This window comes from Spirosoma pulveris, assembly GCF_054781875.1.
Map to the genome: position 1 here is coordinate 428,453 of NZ_BAAGTO010000002.1, position 16,236 is coordinate 444,688.

Below are 16,236 nucleotides of genomic sequence, written 5' to 3' on the forward strand. Positions count from 1 at the left end.
AAGCACCTGGACACGTCATTTCGGAGCAGGCTTATCCGGGATTATAGAGTGTTTTTAACCCATCCCGGAGCGACGTAGGCTTCCGCCCGAGCAGCTTTTCCAGATCCGGGCTTACCTCGTCTTCCTGCCCGTTTTTAATGTCGGTCATAAACGCGATAATCCGCCGAACAACCACCTCGGGCACACCACGCCCTGTCAACTGCGCTTCGAAAGCAGATGGTTCAGCCGGTGCATAGTTTATCTGTTTACCGGACAAGTCCGTCAGGGCCGCTGCCACATCCACAAACGAGTAGGCCTCGCTCCCGGTGAGCTGATAAACGCTGCTACCGCCATCGCTGGCGACCAGCGCATTCGCTATGGCTTCGCCCATTTCGGCCCGTAAGGCAAAGGGCACTTTCCCCTGACCGGCGGGCAGATGGATACCCGCGTCGAAAACAGTTGGCCCTACAAATTGCGGAATGGCATCCATATACAGCACATTGCGAAAAAGGGCATAGGTCAGGCCACTCGTTCGGATATAGTCTTCCGTCTGAAAATGCCCTTCCATGAGCTGATTAGCCATCGTGCTTCGGTCTTTCAACGTGCGGCTGGTGTAGGCGATAAACGGAACACCGGCCCTTTTGGCGGCTTCAATAACGTTGGTGTGCTGCTGAATGCGTTTGTCCTCATCCGTCCCGGCAATCAGCAGGACTTTTTCTACACCCTGCATCGCCCTGTCGAGCGAGGCCGTATCGTCGTAGCTGCCAACCCGCATAGTCAGTCCGCTTTCCAGTAACGAAGCGGCTTTGCGCTCGTCACGAACGAGGGCGGCAATCTGCGAAGGTGAGCGTTTTTGCAGCAGAAATTTAATGGTGGCGGAGCCAAGCTGGCCCGTTGCACCGGTTACAAGAATCATGGCCGTTCTGTTTAGAGGATAGTCTAAGATGACGTTGGTTAAAGACGATCAGCCCTTGTAAACAGCCGCAAACTCCCGGGCAAAATCGGCCAGCTTGGTGGTACCTAGTGTTGTTGGTGGATTCAGGTAGTAATCGCGTGACAAAGCCCCGTTGCGAACGCTGGCAAACATGTCCACGAAGTTAGCTGCCAGTTGGGGCGGTACACCATTTGCTTCCAGACCGTTCTGCATCTGTTCATCGGTAATAACGGTCCATGTGAGGTCCGGCTTGCCAATGGCCTCGCCCAAAATACGGGCAATTTCGGTTCCCGTCCGTTCCTCACTGGCGATGTAGCGCACGGCAAGGCCGGTCGTTTCTGTGGTGAGCACTTCGGCAGCTACAGCGGCAATATCGGCAGGAGCCACCATAACCAGCTTGTCAGCCCCACCGTAGTTGGCCGCAATATTGCCCGCTCCTTTTATCATGCCCACAAAAGCGTAGAGATTATAATAGAAATACGTCGGGCGCAGGTACGTAATGGCCACGTCTGCCAGTTGACCCAGGATGCCCTCTACATCGTGCGCCCCCAGAATGAGTCCGGTGCCGCTGTCCAGATCTGCGCCGTAACTGCTAAGGTAAACCACCCGACGGACACCCGCCTGCGTAATGGCCTGGGCGTAGTTGCGGCCAATTCGGCCATAGTACGCCCGTACATCGGATTCAGAAAAGCTGGGGGGTACCATCGCATACAAGGCGTCGGCTCCGGCAAAGGTGGCGGTTAGAAAATCAACGTCTTCCAGGGTACCGATGGCCGCTCGGGCGCCCAGGGCTTCAATATCCGTTTGTTTCTCGAGCTTGCTGCTAATGACCGTAACAGTGTGCCCCTTTTTTACTAAATCAGCGGTTAGTGGCTGGCTGATGTGTCCTAATGAACCGGTTACTACAATATTCATAGCGCTGTTTTTTTTTACAAAGGTCCGTAACCATCCGGAACACCATGTAATCGAATCTATGGTTGTTGTAGTCAAAACGGGCATTTCAGCTTAGTCGAGCGTAAGGCGCAGGATAACGACCCGCTTTCCACGCCAATTTCAGCCCTGCACAGGTAATTAACCAACAGTATTTCTGCGGCTTATTTCTGTCTGGAGACTCTTCAGGTTTTTTGTGTATACGCTGCCAGATAAAATCGCACTGATAAGCAAAATAACGGTCACCACAAAACCTCCGTTGTGGGTAGCCGACCAGACAGCAAAGCCAACTAAAAGACCGATGAACAGAGCAAATGGAATTTTTCGCGAATTCATCTTCTTCTCTTCCGACATTAATTCGTCAAGTGTCATTGTAGCATACTCTTTAGTTGAAAACATACTGGTGTTTGGGTTTAGAAAGGGTGAACTTCCGGATAGGTTTCCGGCACTCAATTTATGCTTTTCGATTGAAACTTACCAAACAGTTAACATTTCAGTGAATCCGTCACCAATACCTGCCCTGTACAGCCAAACAGCCATTGTAAACCTTCTCCTGAAAAGGTTTACAATGGCTGTTTGGTAACAACGTTATTTCCTCAATTAGGCCAGTGCTTTGCGGGCTTCGCGATCGGGGTCGTTGGCCAGTGCGGAAGTATCGTCCAGAATCATCGTTTCGCCGTTTTGGGTCGTATACGGCTTCCAGTTGGGTAAACCGCCCCCATTGGGGTTGCCCGTCTTCACGAAATTAAGGAACGACCCGGCCATCTTCTCCGACAGGGCGCGGGGGCGTTTGCCGCCACCCGTATGGGTCAGCATCAGATCGGTATTGTAGAACCAGAAACAGATATCATCGCAGTGGAACGCCCGCATCCGACCGTCGAAGAGCGGGGGTTGCCAGCCAAACCAGGCTACATAAACGGGCGCTTTCTGCTGGGACACTTTCGCATCGGCGGTGGCCACGACGTTCTTCCGGTTCGACACAATTAAGGCCCAGATTTCAATAGGACGCGCTTTCGGGAAGTTCCGGGCGTAGGCGTCCACGATGTCGCTGGTTTTGTCGCCGAAGCGGGATTTGATCTTTTCCTTTACGTCGGCCAGCGAAATATTTTCCAGCGAAGCATCGGTTCGGTCAGGGTTCTGCTCGTGGAAGGTCGAGCAGATCATCAGCGGGATAGAAGCCGAAAAGTGGTTGGGGTCCGAGAAAAACTTGCCGTCGTTCAGGGTCGCACCGTCGCCTACGGGCGAGTATCCACCACGCTGTAAACCCATCTTTTTGGCTTCGTCGGCCATTTTCTCAGTGGCCCGGTTGGCTATGTCGATGTATTCGCGCCAGGGAATCTGCTGAAGTTTGTCAATTTCGCCGGGTTTCAGGCCAGCCTCTTCCATCACTTTCAGCCCCAGCTTTTCGGCGTACTCCTTATTTGTACCTGCCAGCGAACTGCCGCTCAGCGCTACAGCCTTATGAAACAATCCTTTGGCCGAAGGCATGTTCATCAGGGTGGTGACCTTAGCCCCTCCCCCCGACTGCCCGATGATGGTCACGTTGTTCGGGTCTCCGCCAAAATTGGCAATGTTGTTTTTGACCCATTCAAGAGCCGCCACCATGTCCAGATTACCCACGTTACCCGATGCCGGATGGCCACCGGCCGCTTTCAGATGGGTATAGCCCAACGCGCCGAGCCGGTGGTTGATGGAGCAGAACACGACATTCCCAAACCGCGAAATATTTTCGCCATGGTACCCGTCCTGCTCAACCGCATTGCCGTTGACGAATCCGCCCCCGTGCAGCCAGACGATGACCGGCCGTTTTTGCGTGTCCAGCGCCGGGGTCCAGACGTTTAGTTTCAGACAGTCTTCCGAGACGTCGTCGTAATTCCAGTGGTCGACAAACGAGGCATAGGGATTGGCATAGCGTTTCTCCATGATCTGAGGAGCGGAGTTTCCCCACCACAGGGCCGGACGAATATCGGTCCAAGCGGTTGGCTTTTGCGGAGGCATAAAGCGATTTTTGCCCGAGGTATCGGCTCCGTAGGGTACACCCAAAAACTGGTGAATTCCCCGCAGGATGAACCCTCTCACCTTGCCGTATTCCGTTTTGGCAATGGCTATGTTATCGCCTACGAACAAAACCTGCTCGTCGCCGACGGGTTTTGCGGCTTTTGGTGGTTTTACACCCGCAATGGCTTGTTCAGACACGCCCAGGCTGGCCACGCCAACGCCGAGTGACTGGAGAAAATTTCGTCTTGACGGTTTCATTATCTAGTTTCTGTTAAAAGGTAAGGGTAAACCCACAAATGTGTTAACGTAAAAGGGACACATTGGAGATTTTTACTAGTCTTAATGAACAGATCTGTGGCTGATAATCAGGAACGTGATTAACGGCAAAGGTGCCGTGAACACATAAGGTGATCGGTGGTAAATTGCTTCGATCTCTTTGTGGCTGTAGTTGAGATCTACTACTATAATTTAGGGATTTATAGCTAAGCGGCTGTTGGGTAATCCGCACGGGTCATAGCTTTTTGACAAAGCAAACAATGCGAATTACTTCCTCAAATCCGACGCTTATATAAAAGTCGATAGCCATTGAATTGGTCAGTTCAGTATCTGAGGTAAGTTGTTTGCACCCTTTTTGTCGACCCCAGCTTTCTGCGACACCTACTAATTTTTTACCAATGCCCAACTTTTGATGGGCAGGCTTTACACAGGTGGCTTCGCTATATGCAACTGGAAATTCTATGGCCCCTTCAACATAGTCTGTCCGGATAGCTACATGAATAAAGGCGCTGTAAATACTCTGTTCTTTAGCGAGGTAGCAAATTTCACTTTCCGTATTTAAAAGATATTCGTAGTTCTCGTACTCATTATCAAACAGGCAGTCATTCCAAAGCTCTAAAACAAGGTTAATTAGCTCAGTAAGATTATCTGATGACAGTTTTGAATTTCCATCTTAATGGTCTGCTTAGGGTACTTTATTTAGGAAGTATTCATCCTGCTTATATCTACGTTTAACTTCCCAACGGACTAAAATTTTCTACAAATCATAAAAGACGCCTAACGAACTATGGCCAATGAGTTTCATGTCAAGTCAGGCGTGTGTATAAGGCGGCAAATCTCCCCTCTTTCCATACTTATAAATACCAACGATTATGATTCTTGATTGCTGGGTAAAACTATCGAACTGTCAATCATGTAACATCATCATCAGCCGAGGGATTTGAACCTGGCCGGGGCATACCCAAACTGCTCCTGAAACAAGCGGGCAAAGTAGGAGGGCGAACTGTAGCCGACCTGATTAGCTACCTGAGCTACGTTCCACTCGCCTTCATTAAGCAGTTCGGCGGCCCGTTCGAGTCGGATACGCTGCATGAAGCGGTTGGGCGAGAGTCCTGTCAGCGCCGTTAGCTTGCGGTGGAGTTGGGTGCGGCTCATGCAGGCCTGATCGGCAAGCCAATCCACATCTAACGTCTCCTGGCTGATGTGGGTCAGCACGGCTTGCCGAAGCCGATCCAGAAAACGGCTCTCGCGATCAGTTGGGCCGACGGATTCGCCCGCTGCCAGATCGCTCGACGGTGTTCCGGTGCCATGCACTACTTGGGTAAACCGCTCCTGACTTTTTTGGCGGGTTTGCAGGCTGTTCCCTATCCGCAGCGATAATTCTGCCAAGCTAAACGGTTTGCTCAGATACTCATCGGCTCCAGCCTGCAACCCTTTCAGACGGCTGTCGGCAGCGGATCGGGATGTGAGCAGTATGAGCGGGATGTGGCTGGTGCGGTCGTGGGTTTTAAGTCGTTGGGTCAGCTCGTAGCCATCCAGACCAGGCATCATCACGTCGCTCACAATCAGGTCAGGCACGTTGGCAAGGGCCATTTCTATTCCCTGCAATCCGTCGGAGGCCATTATAACCCGATACAGACCGCTGAGTGAATCAGCCACCTGCTGTTGCAAATCGGGATTATCCTCAATCAACAGCACCAGTGGAGCCTCGGCCGGGGTTATGCCCGTCGGATCGAAGGTGGCTAAATCTCTTACACTATCAGGAACGGCCAACCGGATGGGTAGCATAACCGTAAAGGTGCTGCCCTGGCCCTCAATGCTCTCAACGGCTACATGGCCACCCAGCCACTCCGTCAGTTCCTTTACTAACGCCAAGCCAATGCCCGTGCCACCATCCGTCTGCGTTGCGCTGCCATCTACCCGCCCGAACCGCTCAAACACGTGTTCCACCTGATTGGCGGGAATGCCGATACCGGTATCGGCCACGCGTAGCATAAACCAGTCATTTGATAAGTGCTGCCCCGTTACGGTCACCTGCCCGCCGTGGGGTGTGAACTTGACGGCGTTGGAGAGCAGGTTGTACATAATTCTCTCCCACGTATCACTGTCGAAGGTGTACAGGCGTTCGGAAGGTTCAGACTCCTCAAACGAGTTGATTAAGGAGATATGCCGGGTTTCGGCCAATGCCCGAATCTGCTCTGTCAGGTCACGTACAAACGTTGCCGGATTGCCCAGTTGAGGGTTTGGCTCCCGTTTGCCAGCCTTCAGCCGGGCTATATCGAGCAGTTGGTTGATCAGCCCCAGTACCTGGTTTGACTGCCGCTCAATGGTGCCGATGGCCCGCTGGTACTGTTCATTGAGATCCAGGCTGGCAAGTTGGTTGCTGGCGTTTAGTATAATACTCAAGGGAGTCCGGAGCTCGTGTGTAATGTTGGCAAAGAACTGGGTTTTCATCTCGTCTAACTGGCGCAGTGTAGCAGCCTCAAATGCCTGGCGGGTCAGTTCCTGTCGTAATTTCTGTCGGCGGCTCCAATTCTGGGCCGCCCAGAAACTGGCCCCGCACACTGTCAGCAGGGCAAGGGTCAGAAACCAGCCGGTTTTCCAGAACGGCGGCACTACCCGCAACCACACACGGGCGGGCTGTGCTGTCCATTGTCCGTTACCTTTCTGGTAGTTTACCAGAAAGGAATACAGCCCAGCCGGTGGGCTGTAGATGGCCGTGCCGTCGATGTCGGTGTAGGATGTCCATTGCCGGTCGTAGCCTTCGAGCCTAAACCGGTGGGTGCTGGGCTGTTGCTGGGCCCAGATCGAGAACCGCAACTGCACAAAATCGCCCTCCTGAATGGTGATGGTGGCTTGCCCGGTAGTATCGCGCTGGAAGCGTTCTTCGGGTTGTTGCTGATTTTCAACCAGACGGGTTCCGTTTACTGTCACGTCCAGCATATTGAGCGGAACGCGCATTGGCCGCAGTCGGCTCAGGTCGTAGGCGTAGAGTTTACGGCCCGCATTGACCCATAGCCTGTCTGTCCCCAACCGAGGCCCCTGACTGATATGGATGCTGATAACTTTTTCGGTGGGCCGGGCAAACTCCAGCCGCTGCAACTCGTTTTGCGGGCTTAGCCGAAACACAAAGGTGCCAACGGAAAAATAGGTGTTTCCCGCCCGATCGTCCACAAACTTATTGGTCCACTGTCGGCTGGTAATCAGCGGCAACGACCAGGGTATCCGGCGCATCTGCCCGGTGGCGGGGTGCAGCAGGTGCAGGGTGTTATGCACACAGGTCAGCACGTCGCCGTTAGCGCGCACGTGTATGGCATACAGGGTGTTAACCCGCCCCGAATCAGCCGGATTTGCGGGTTGTGGGTAAGACCGTGCCTGCTTCGTTTGGGGATCAATACCATAGAGGCCGGTGCTGGTGGCAACCCAGATTTTCCCGTCGGGGGCTTCGGCAATGGCCCGCACGGCCGTTTTCTGAGGCCACACAAAGGTGGGTTGCAACGTTTTCGGGTCTATGCGCAACAGCCCGTTATTTCGCAAACCAAGCCACAACTGCCCGCTGCGGTCGGTGAACAGGGTACGGAGTGTATCTTGGGCCAGATACTCCCGCGCCAGCCGGGTGGTATCGGCCAGCAGTTGAATCGCCTTTGTGCCCAAATCGAACCAGGCTAACCGTAAAGACAGATTGCCCGACTCGCGCAGCGTCCAGATACGCCCGGTTGGCCCGGCCCTTACTTGGTCATAGGCGTCCTGAACGGGTTTAGTCTTAGCCCGAATACGCCCAAACTGATATCCGTCGTAGGTAATCAGCCCATTGTCCGAAGCCAGGTAGAGCCTTCCGTCGCGACCCTCGGTCATAAACGGTACAAACAGGTTATAGTCATCGGGCGCAGTCAGGCGTTTTTCGGGGGTCGGCAACAGGTATTGCTGAGCCGTCGCCGTGCTAACTACAAAACTGACTAGCAGACTAATAAGGACGTTACGGTGTAGCATAAGACAGGTGGAATAGTTCAGTAAAGATAACTAACGATACTAAATCAACAAAAATGGTTCAAATGTGACCATAATGGTTTAAATGAGGTAGACTTTGAAGGCTGAGCGGGAGGATTTTTGTACCCATCTAAACAAACCTACTCATGACTGGTCTGGTGCCTTTCTGCCAGCCCCGGCCCACAATCCGGTTGCTGCATTTCACCAACTGGTTTTACGGCGTTTTCTCAAAAATCATGCTTACCCAACCACCACTACCACTTTCGCCACCCGTTCTGGGGGTTATTGGTCAAGGCCGTCAGTTCTGGGGCCCCGGCGGAGACAAATACGAGTTTGTCATCACCGGCAGCGAGTCGGGTGGGAGCACCTTTATACTGTACGCCAGCGTTCCGCCCGGCGGAGGCCCTCCGCCCCATATTCACACCCGCGAGAGCGAGACCTACTTTGTGGAGGAAGGTGAATTGCGCTTTACCCTTGGCCAGGCGAGCCAAACCATCAAAGCCGGGGAGTTTGTCCACATCCCCAAAGGCACCGTCCACACCTTCACCAACGTCGGCACAACCGTGTCGAGGATGCTGGTGGTGTTTGCCCCGGCGGGCATGGAGGGCTGGTTCGAGGAAGTACTTGTGCCGGTGCTACCCGACCATACCCACCCCGAAGACTATGCCCCGGCGCAGCTTGATTTTATGATCGAGGCCGGGCCGAAACATGGCGTGGCCTGGGTGCTATGAGGTGTTTGAACCCGCCCGATCAACGCATCGGCCAACCCATGCCCATCACCACACTCATCGTTGGCACCGGGCCTTTTGGCCCCGGTTTGGTTCGGACCACTCCGATCAGCGTTATTTCAAGAGTTAACTAGTTGATTAACCTATCCATTTAGTCATTAGCTCATTTGCATTGACCTGAGTTTTATGAACCGTAACTTATTTCCTCTCTTCCTGCTCATGGCCCTGCTGCTGACCAGTACCGTTTCGCTGGCCCAGACCGGCACCATCTACTATGTCCACCCCAACGGCAGAGATGCGGGTACCGGCACGGCCTGGAACATCGCCTTTCTGACCCTGCAGAAAGCCCTCGCCACCGCGCAGTCGGGCAGCCAGATTTGGGTGGCTGAGGGCACCTACTACCCCGATGAAGGCCCCGGCCAAACCCGCAAAGACCGCACCTCGGCCTTTGCCATGAAAAACGGGGTGAGCATTCTGGGGGGATTCCCGGCCACGGGCACCCCCACGCTGAGCGACCGTAACCCGGCCAGCTTCACCACCGTGCTTAGTGGCGACCTGGACAAGAAAAGCACCATCAACGATGGCAGCAACGCCTACCACGTCATCAGCAACGGGGGCGGCCTGGATAACACCGCCCTGCTGGATGGCTTTGTGATTACGGGTGGTAACGCCAATGGATTTGATAACTTTTCTTTGTTGAACACGATAAACGGCTTAGGTGGCGGGGTCTTGAATAATAGCTACGGCTCGGTGTGCAGTCCCAGCTTTCGCAACTGCTTGTTTCTAAACAATTCGGCGTTCATGGGCGGGGCGATGTACAACTCTGGTGAAGGTGGTACCTGCAGCCCAATGTTGACCAACTGCTCGTTCCAAAACAATACGGCCACTAATGACGGCGGGGCCATGTACAGCGTAGCTCAGAATGCCACAAGCATCCCGACGCTGACCAACTGCTCGTTTCTAAACAATACGGCTATCAATGGCGGGGCGATGTACAACTATGGTACTGAAGGCGGTAAAAGCAACTCCAGGCTAATCAACTGCTCGTTTCAAAACAATACGGCTATCAATGGCGGGGCGATAGCCAACAATGCTGGCCTTTTGGGCGACAGCGACCCAACGCTGACCAACTGCTCGTTTCAAAACAATTCGGCCACCAACGGCGGGGCGATGTACAACATTTCTAGTTATCTGGGTGGTGACCCCAACCCAACGCTGATCAACTGCTCGTTTCAAAACAATTTGGCCACCGGCAGCGGTGGGGCGATATACATCAACGGAGAAAAGAGCGTACTGACGCTGACCAACTGCGTGCTGTTCGGCAATGGTGGGAGAAATACGATTTATAATCTCATCCCAACAAATCCGATGTATAGACTTTATGTCTCAGTGTCAGCCAACTACTGCCTGTTTGAACCTGGCACAATTCTCAACAATACCACGGGCACGGGTAACCTGTTTACCGACCCGAAATTCGTCGATGCGGCCAACGGCAACCTGCGCCTGCAACCCACCTCCTGCGCCATCAATGCCGGCGATCCGGCCACCACAGCGGCCATCGCTGGTGCCACCGATCCGGCGGGCAACCCCCGTTTTTATAACAACGGTAGGGTGGACATGGGGGCCTACGAGTATCAGGGCAACCGACAGTCCACTACCACTACCTACCCCAACACAGCCAACAACGCCCTGCGCTTCGATGGCACCAATAACTTCGTCAGCGTTCAGTTTTTCGATGCCGTTAACTGTGCGGTCCTTACGCCCGACCTGACCAATGCCCTCACCATCGAGTATTGGTTCAAGGGCACTAACCTCCAGTCGGCGGTGCGCTTTCAAAACGGCACCGACTTCGTCTCGGCAGGCTGGGGAACCGTTGGCCAGCAAAAACATATCCTCTCCAACGATGGCGGGGCCAATGGCGGCATTGCCGTGGGGGCTGCCGCTACCGATGGCAACTGGCACCACGTGGCCATGACCTGGCAACAGAACACGACCGACGGTTTTCGCTCCTATCTCGACGGGGTGCTGGTCGAGAAACGTACCTCGGCCAACGTGCCCCTGCCCGCTATCTCCAGCCTGTCTCTGGGTTCGTCCAACGGCACGGGCGAGTTTATGAACGGTACGCTCGATGAGGTGCGGGTCTGGAGCGTGGCCCGCACCCAGGCCCAGATTCAGCAGAGCGCGGCCAACTGTAGCCCCCTCAGTTTACCACAAACCGGGCTGGTGATGTACTACGCCTTCGATCAGGCCACGGCCAACGCTGCCAACGCCGGTCAGACAACGCTGCTCAACAAGGCCAACACCGACCAGTATCCGGGTACGTTGACCAACTTCGCCCTCAGCGGCACCACCTCCAACTGGGTAACGGGTGCGCCATCGGTACAACCCACCCGGTTCTACGTAAAAGCGGGCGCTACGGGCGCGGGCACGGGCCGCTCGTGGGCCGATGCCTTCCCCGATCTGCAATCGGCCCTCAACTACTCATGCCCCCAGAACCTGACCGAGGTCTGGGTAGCCGCCGGGACCTACTACCCCGACCAGGGAACCGGACAGACCAACAACAACCGCAACTCGGCCTTTGCCCTGAAAAACGGCCTCAGCATCCTGGGCGGTTTCCCCCCTACGGGGAACCCCACCGAATCCGACCGTAACCCCACCACCAATCCCACCATTCTCAGTGGTGACCTCGACAAAAACAACACCCTCGACGGTAACGACGCCTATCACGTCATCAATAACCCGGCGGGCCTGGATAACACCGCCCTGCTGGATGGCTTTGTGATTACGGGTGGCAACGCCAATGGTGACGGAAATGCCGGCACAGGGGGCGGGGTCTTCAATAATGGCTATTCCGTTGCCTGTAATCCCAGCTTTGTAAACTGCATTTTCCGAACGAACGCAGCCGTCAATGGCGGAGCCCTGTTTTCACCCAGTCCAACCAGTAGCTCGTCCTCGCTGCAACTCACTAACTGTAATTTCCTGACTAACACCGCGACCAATGGCGCAGCCATCTACCTGTATTACGGCAATGCCGGACTGGCCAACTGTAGTTTTCAGGGCAACGCAGCGGCTAACCGGGGCGGGGCCATTTACATGGACGGCAGCAATGCCGGCCTGACCAACTGTAGTTTTCAGAGCAACACGGCTACGGCTCTGGGCGGGGGTATTTATAACATCAGCAGCACCCCCCGCTTTACCAACTGTAGTTTCCAGACCAACGCGGCTGGTCAGGGCGGGGCCTTTTACAACGGTGTGTTCAGCAACGCTGGCCTGACCAACTGTGTACTGTTTGGCAATGGCGGGAGCAACTCGGTCATCAATGCTGGCAGTGGCACGACTACGGCTACCTACTGCCTGCTGGAGAATACCATAACCGGGGTAAACGTGAATGGCCCCGGCAACCGTACTACTACCACCTTACCCTTTGCCAGCACGACTAGCGTGGCCCTGCTGGCCTGTTCGCCAGCCATCAACGCCGGTAACAACGCAGCCTACGCTACTGCCAAGGGCCCTGCCACCGATCTGGCGGGGCAGTCCCGCATTTTTGGCACCACCATCGACATGGGAGCCGTTGAGTTCCAGGGGGAAGCCGCGCCCCCCCTCACCATTACCCCCACCCCCAGCCTGACCATCACCACGGGGGGGAGCCTCACCCTGACCGCTTCCTCCGCCACCGCCTACCTCTGGAGCAACGGCGCCACCACCAATCCAATCGTACTCACCAACCTCACCTCGGCCACTGCCCTGTCGGTGACGGCCACCACCGGGGGGTGTGCCGCCACCGCCAGTGCCGCCATCAGCGTCACGAGCGCCGTCGACCTCACCCCCAGTCTCACCCTTCCCCAGGCCAACTTTGCCTCCGGAGGGGCGCAGGCCTCCCGGAACTTTACCGTCAGTGTGGTCGAAACCGGGGGACAGCCCACCGCTGCGGGCAGCATCCGTATCACCATCACCCTGCCCCTGGGCTACACCATCGCCTTCAACAACAGCCTGACCACCCTTGAGGTGACGGGCGGTTCGGTCACGGCCCTCAACAACGCCGACTGGGAGCTGACGGCCAGTGCTGAGTTGCAGCTAAGCCTGCGCATCAAGCCCGGGCAGGCGATTGGAGCCCGAGGGCTCTCCACGCTGGGCTTTACCATTACCCGCTCGGGGGCCAGCAAGGGCGCGGCCAACATCACGGTGAATGTGGCCGATGATGTCAGCCAGACTTACGATGTCAACCCGGCCAACAACGTGTATGCCCGCGTCATCAATGCCTTATAACCAACCCCGCCAACCGTCCCTGGGTGGGACGGTTGGCTACTTTCATCTGTTTCATTAATTTCTATCTTATGTACCGAACTCGTTTACTTGTAGCCCTGCTCACCCTGAGCAACCTGTATGCCGCCCGGGCTCAGGACCCCGGCGTGGGGGGATTCGTCGTCACCACCCCCCTGGCCATCAATGCGGCCGGTACGGTCAGGGTCAACGTCCTCAATGGCTCCTCCACCCCCATTGCCCAGCTTAACAATGCAACCTGGACCATTAACCTGCCCCCCAACATTATCGTCACCGGTAACAGCATCAGCCCCACCGCGACCAATATAACCACCACTGTAGGAGGCTATAATTCCCTGGTGGGTACCATCGTCACCCTGGTGAGCAACCTAGGCAATGTCCCCGGCAATGCGGTCTATACCCTAACGCTCAACGTCATCGGCGTACAGCCCGGTACCGATGCCCCCATCAGCATCAATGCGGCCTCCAGCCCCCCCCTGGGCACCAACCTGCCGGGCAATGACAATGCCAACACCACCATCACCGTCAATGGGCCGTTGCCCGTGGCGCTGGTCTCCTTCACGGCCACGCCCCAGCCCGATCACACCGTTGAGCTACAGTGGATGACCTCTCTGGAAACCAACAACCAGGGCTTCCGCATCGAGCGGTCCAAAGACCTCCTCCGCTTTGATTCCGTGGGTGAGGTCAACGAGGTGGCCGTTAACAGCACAGGTCGGCAAAGCTACCACCTCACCGACCTGACGCCCTACCCGGGCACTTCTTACTACCGGCTGAGCCAACTGGATTGGTCGGGCAGGGTGACGGTCTATCCCGCCGTGTCGGTGGTGCTACGGGAGGAAGCCTACGGCGTTTATCCCAACCCGGTGTCCAGCCAGCACTCGTTCGTGCTGCGGCTGGATGAGCCCGAAACGGCCGACATTAGCTTGTTTGATCCCGATGGGCGCTCGCTGCCGGTTCAGAGAACAAGCCTGTCGTCGGGTAGCCTGCTGCTCAAATCAGGCCGTGACTTACCGGCCGGGGTCTATGTGCTCAGGGTGCAGGAGCGGGGCCAGACCCGCCAGCACCGACTCTTGATTCACTAACCCCGCTCCCATCTTTTTCTATCATCTCCATTTATTTGCTCCTTTGTGAGCCCACCCCTATGAGGACCAAACCGACTTCATTTCTAACCCCGTCGCCTAAAAAGAAGGTTTACCAGAAACCCGTGCTTACTGTGTTGGGCAGCATAAAGAGGCTGACCCTCAAGAGCGGCTCTTCCGTTGATGGCTTCGGCACCTTCGGGTGAGGCAAGCCCAATTACATTCCTTCGGCGATAAGTCGAGATGTGACTTTTCGCCGAAGGGAGGTGATTGGGCGTTTTTACTAGTCCAGATGAGTAGATTTATGGCTATTTATCAGTCGATCAGCGTGTGATATTTAGTTATTCCAGCCAACAAACCGTATTACGGAGCCTTTACCATTGTGAAATAAGCCTTCACTCAGTTCAATTTCTGTTTCTGCCAGTTCAACAATCTCATAGCCTGAGAAGTCTTACGTTATTTCATCAATAAAGTATAGCATCGCGACAACCTTTGGCCCGCCGACTTTTTCATTCCTGGCGATATAGTCAATATGTTTTTTGCTGAAGGCTTCAAAAATAACGATACCGCCCTCACGTAAATACGTGTTGAGGGTCTTGTGAATAGCTAATTTATGATTAGCTGGGAAATGAGCGTAAATAAGGGCAACGGCGTCAAATTAACCGGGTTTATAGCGCTGGGATGATAACTCACCCATTTGATAATCGATCGTTACTATCGAAAACAGAAGCGTGGGATACACGCAGTTAGCCTTAGAGTTATTCAGTCCGGTTTCGGACGTAGCTAAGGAATCCCCCGTGCTTTAGCCGGGGGAGTATCACACACTCAAAGGCTCATAACTTACACCCAATCCCCTCAGTATCAATTGGCTTGAAAAAATGAAATGGATTGTCAGCCGTTTTGCAAGACATCGTCTATTATTTGCCTGACTTTCAGATTATTCAACTGAGTTTTAAACTCAACTTTATACCCATCAATGGTTAATTGATCGAAAAATACTTTCGCACAATCAATTTTAGCCTGTTCAATTGCCCTGATGCGTTGACCAAACTGGGTATCCATAGTCGAAGTTGCTACTTGTCAGAATATGGCAAAATAAAGAACGTATACAAATAACCAAGTTAATTTCTCCCTTCTACACCCTGATCTGACCCTCCCTAAACTCAGTTGGCGACAGACCGGTATGCTTTCTGAAAAACCGGGCGAAGTAATTGGGGTACTCGAAATGGAGCAGATAAGCGATCTCCGAAACGGAATAGGTCGTGTAAGTCAGGTATTTGCGGGCTTCGTCCAGAATATGCGCCTGCACCAGTTGGCTGGCCGATTTACCCGAAACAGACTGGCAGATCCTGTTCAGGTGGACCGGTGTAATGGCCAGATCGTCGGCCAGTTGGGCAATGGTGTGCGTCGTGCCCGCCTGCCGCACGCGCTGCTGAAACTTTCGAAAATACTGGAGCGACAGGTTGTTTGTTCCGGAACCGGTTTGTTCGCTTTGCTGCCACAGGCGATAAACAACCAGAAACAACTGTTGCAGACAACTCTGTAACATGAGCCGTTTTTCGGGCTGATCATCGAATAATTCGTCGTCAATCGCCTTGATTAAGTCGCCAACCCGCCCGACCGAATAAGGCTCCTGAACGGTTGAGAGGCATTGCAGGCTGCCCAGCATGGCCGTAACGGGCGAACCACTGGGGAACAACGCATCGATCAGGGCATCGGACAGGGTCAGAATACGCCCACGCACATCGGCATTGTATACGAAACCATGAAGAGCCGTAGGCGGAATCAGTAACAGGCAGGGGCCGGTGAGTTGACGCTCACGGCTAGCTTCCTGAAAGTTGAACTGGCCGCTTTCAATAAAGAAAATCTGAAACAACCGGGCATGAATGTGCGGCTGAATAACCCAGTCGAAGCTTTGACTGCGCGTCTCCAGCAATTCGGAGAAGAGGTATTCCGCATCGGGCTGGGTGTTTGCTTCGCCGTAAAGGCCGTCATACTGGGTGATGCGTTGCATGAGTGTCAGGTTTACTTTGTTTCCACATTG

At 54.5% G+C, this 16,236-nt stretch carries 12 protein-coding genes; 4 read left to right on the forward strand and 8 right to left on the reverse strand.

All coding sequences use genetic code 11. The annotated features are described in order from the left end of the window. Positions 1-31 precede the first annotated feature (31 nt). From ACYVJM_RS10025 to ACYVJM_RS10050, 6 genes are all read right to left on the reverse strand, one after another. Positions 32-895 (reverse strand): SDR family oxidoreductase, encoded by an 864-nt coding sequence (locus tag ACYVJM_RS10025; RefSeq protein ID WP_461148087.1) that lies wholly within the window; start codon positions 893-895, stop codon positions 32-34. A gap of 48 nt (positions 896-943) precedes the next feature. After that, positions 944-1,828 carry an NmrA family NAD(P)-binding protein gene (locus tag ACYVJM_RS10030; RefSeq protein WP_461148088.1) on the reverse strand — a complete coding sequence of 295 codons (885 nt, stop codon included), beginning with the start codon at positions 1,826-1,828 and terminating at the stop codon, positions 944-946. A gap of 156 nt (positions 1,829-1,984) precedes the next feature. Then, positions 1,985-2,242: a hypothetical protein gene (locus ACYVJM_RS10035; RefSeq protein ID WP_461148089.1), complete on the reverse strand. Its 258-nt coding sequence runs from the start codon at positions 2,240-2,242 to the stop codon at positions 1,985-1,987. A 201-nt stretch (positions 2,243-2,443) separates the two neighbouring features. Further along, positions 2,444-4,099: a carboxylesterase/lipase family protein gene (locus ACYVJM_RS10040; protein ID WP_461148090.1), complete on the reverse strand. Its 1,656-nt coding sequence runs from the start codon at positions 4,097-4,099 to the stop codon at positions 2,444-2,446. Positions 4,100-4,352: 253 nt separating this feature from the next. Then, positions 4,353-4,775, reverse strand: coding sequence for a GNAT family N-acetyltransferase (locus ACYVJM_RS10045; protein ID WP_461148642.1), 423 nt, complete (start codon positions 4,773-4,775; stop codon positions 4,353-4,355). 269 nt (positions 4,776-5,044) lie between these two features. Further along, the gene (locus ACYVJM_RS10050) at positions 5,045-8,107 is read right to left on the reverse strand and encodes an ATP-binding protein (protein ID WP_461148091.1); all 3,063 of its coding nucleotides are present in this window, start codon (positions 8,105-8,107) and stop codon (positions 5,045-5,047) included. Between the two features lie 143 nt (positions 8,108-8,250). On the opposite strand from ACYVJM_RS10050, the gene ACYVJM_RS10055 reads away from it, so the two are divergent. The 4 genes from ACYVJM_RS10055 (at position 8,251) to ACYVJM_RS10070 (ending at position 14,398) form a co-directional block, all read left to right on the forward strand. Then, the gene (locus tag ACYVJM_RS10055) at positions 8,251-8,835 is read left to right on the forward strand and encodes a cupin domain-containing protein (RefSeq protein ID WP_461148092.1); all 585 of its coding nucleotides are present in this window, start codon (positions 8,251-8,253) and stop codon (positions 8,833-8,835) included. Between the two features lie 183 nt (positions 8,836-9,018). Next, positions 9,019-13,098 carry a LamG-like jellyroll fold domain-containing protein gene (locus ACYVJM_RS10060; protein WP_461148093.1) on the forward strand — a complete coding sequence of 1,360 codons (4,080 nt, stop codon included), beginning with the start codon at positions 9,019-9,021 and terminating at the stop codon, positions 13,096-13,098. Positions 13,099-13,166: 68 nt separating this feature from the next. After that, a complete protein-coding gene (locus tag ACYVJM_RS10065) occupies positions 13,167-14,195 on the forward strand; it encodes a T9SS type A sorting domain-containing protein (RefSeq protein WP_461148094.1) in 1,029 nt (342 codons plus the stop codon). 59 nt (positions 14,196-14,254) lie between these two features. Continuing rightward, positions 14,255-14,398, forward strand: a complete 144-nt coding sequence (locus ACYVJM_RS10070; RefSeq protein WP_461148095.1) for a lasso RiPP family leader peptide-containing protein — start codon at positions 14,255-14,257, stop codon at positions 14,396-14,398. A 685-nt stretch (positions 14,399-15,083) separates the two neighbouring features. Here the strand turns inward: ACYVJM_RS10070 and ACYVJM_RS10075 are convergent. Continuing rightward, on the reverse strand, positions 15,084-15,254 hold the full coding sequence (locus ACYVJM_RS10075; protein WP_461148096.1) for a hypothetical protein: 171 nt from the start codon (positions 15,252-15,254) through the stop codon (positions 15,084-15,086). A 73-nt stretch (positions 15,255-15,327) separates the two neighbouring features. Continuing rightward, positions 15,328-16,206: a helix-turn-helix domain-containing protein gene (locus ACYVJM_RS10080; RefSeq protein ID WP_461148097.1), complete on the reverse strand. Its 879-nt coding sequence runs from the start codon at positions 16,204-16,206 to the stop codon at positions 15,328-15,330. Positions 16,207-16,236: the final 30 nt, after the last annotated feature.